Source organism: Geminicoccus harenae (assembly GCF_019800005.1).
Taxonomy (GTDB): domain Bacteria; phylum Pseudomonadota; class Alphaproteobacteria; order Geminicoccales; family Geminicoccaceae; genus Geminicoccus; species Geminicoccus harenae.
On the sequence record NZ_JABGCL010000128.1, the window covers coordinates 1 to 1,783 of the forward strand.

The window sequence follows — 1,783 nt, forward strand, 5'->3', positions numbered from 1 at the left end:
CTGGCGCTCGTCCGGCACAGCTGCACCGCGCTGCGCCACCACCTCGCGGCTCACCCTTCCTGAAGAAGACGCTGGGGCAGGCTATATCCATCGATAGATGGCGCTGTATCGGGCCGGGCCTTAGCTGCTGTTCCTTCAGAGCCTTCTCAGCAACGCCAGCCCAGGCAGCAGAATATGACCCATTATCTACTGGAATTGCCGGTCATTCTTGGCAGCGGGGTCGGGATTTCCCGGGTCATTGGTCCGGAGGGAATCCTGTTTACCACCGAGCTAGCGATCCAGCCCGACCAGCGCATTGGCGGGTCGTTCGGCCTGGAGCCGGAGGCGGATGGTGCTATCTTGCGGGTCGACTTCCAGGCGGTCGTCCAGGAGGTGCGTGCGCTGCCCGAGCCCGGCCTGATCATGGTGTATGCCCAGTTCCAGCAGCTGGCCCTGGTTGCCCAGTCACCTCCTCCGCCCCCCCTGGCGCACTAGCAGGACCGCGCGGGCATCCCCGCGCCGGTCAGAGCCGGGCATGAGCCAACCCTGCCACCGGCAGGACCGGCAGCAGGGTTGCAGGACCGGGCTCGGCTGAGCTGGCCGCTAGCCGCCCAGACCGCGCAGGATCTGGTTGATCCGGTTGATCAACCGCTGGATGGACTGGAACAGGCCGCCGCCATTGAGCAGGTTCGCCAGCCCGCACAGCAGGTCGCCCAGCAACCCGCCGCCCGGCACGGCGGTGATGTCGAGCTCGATCGGGCTCAGATCGATCACTAGGCCCAGCAGGTCGAGGTGGATCGGGCCGATGTCGAGGTTGAGGATGGAGCAGACCGCCTGAGCCGTGACCGCATCCCCGGCACTTCCCTGGGTCAGGGTCGCCGGGGCGCTGAACCGTTGGGGCGCTACCCCCGTCACGCCGCTCACCAGCGTGATCACGCCACTCACAGAGAGGCCACGGGTCTGCGGATCGACCTTGAGCGATTGGATCAGGACGTCGGCTACGACGTTGCCACTGCCGCTGGCACTCCGGAAGGTGCCAGTTGCGCCTTCGAGCAGCAGGCCGCGGTCCCGGGCCTGCGCATATGCGTTACCCACCGGGACTAGTGGGAAAAGTCCACCAGCAGCGGCCAGCGCACCCAAGGAAAGTACAGTACGACACTCCCTGAGTTGGCCTCCTAATGCACGTGTGGTGCGTGTTGTTGTAAATTAACGCCATCGTTGGAAGAATCTTGCAGATCAACAGGTTCCACTTCTCGCCATCATGTTAACAAAATGAAAATACTTTAAACATACTACTGATATGTGTAGAGGTGGATTGTCTATTTCCTTGCCGAACCGGGCGATCACCTGACGGGCGCTACCCCTGATCCGGCCCCGCCAGGCGCGGGCGATCGTGCGGCTCGATCGGCAGTTCCTGAAACTGCCGAAAATTTGATTCAAATTCGTTGGAATTATTCCAGGTTATGGCGTGGGCTTATCGGATCAGCCCTGCTGGGTAGCCGGAGGAAGCCATGACCAAGCCGCGTTCTACCTTGGGCATCAGCGTGACGGCGGTGGCCCCGACCGATGCCGACCTGCTCCACCGCGTGGCGGCAGCCCTGGCCAAGAACGATGACCGGGCCTGGGCCTTGCGCCAGCTCATCCAGAAATGCCGGGCCGATCCGCCCGCAGCGTGGCTGGCGGTGCTGGCGCCGACCAAGCACTAGGCCGGATCGACATTCAGCGTAGCCAGGTCATGGCGGCGGCGAGGTGGGCGAAGCCGGAGAAGTGAATGGTGCGCCGGTCGTAGCGGGTGGCAAAGCGC

3 protein-coding genes are annotated in these 1,783 nt (G+C 63.8%); 2 read left to right on the top strand and 1 reads right to left on the bottom strand.

Going from position 1 to position 1,783, the window contains the following annotated elements; genetic code table 11:
- The first annotated feature begins 174 nt into the window (after nucleotides 1-174).
- On the top strand, nucleotides 175-474 hold the full coding sequence (locus tag HLA95_RS27170) for a hypothetical protein (RefSeq protein ID WP_191062160.1): 300 nt from the start codon (nucleotides 175-177) through the stop codon (nucleotides 472-474).
- Nucleotides 475-582: 108 nt separating this feature from the next.
- On the opposite strand, the gene HLA95_RS27175 is transcribed toward HLA95_RS27170, so the two are convergent.
- Complete coding sequence (locus tag HLA95_RS27175; protein WP_222185108.1) at nucleotides 583-1,074, bottom strand: hypothetical protein; 492 nt, start codon at nucleotides 1,072-1,074, stop codon at nucleotides 583-585.
- Between the two features lie 416 nt (nucleotides 1,075-1,490).
- Here HLA95_RS27175 and HLA95_RS27180 point away from each other — a divergent pair, with 416 nt between their 5' ends.
- Entirely contained in the window at nucleotides 1,491-1,685 is a 195-nt protein-coding gene (locus HLA95_RS27180; RefSeq protein WP_191062158.1) for a hypothetical protein, read from the top strand.
- Nucleotides 1,686-1,783: the final 98 nt, after the last annotated feature.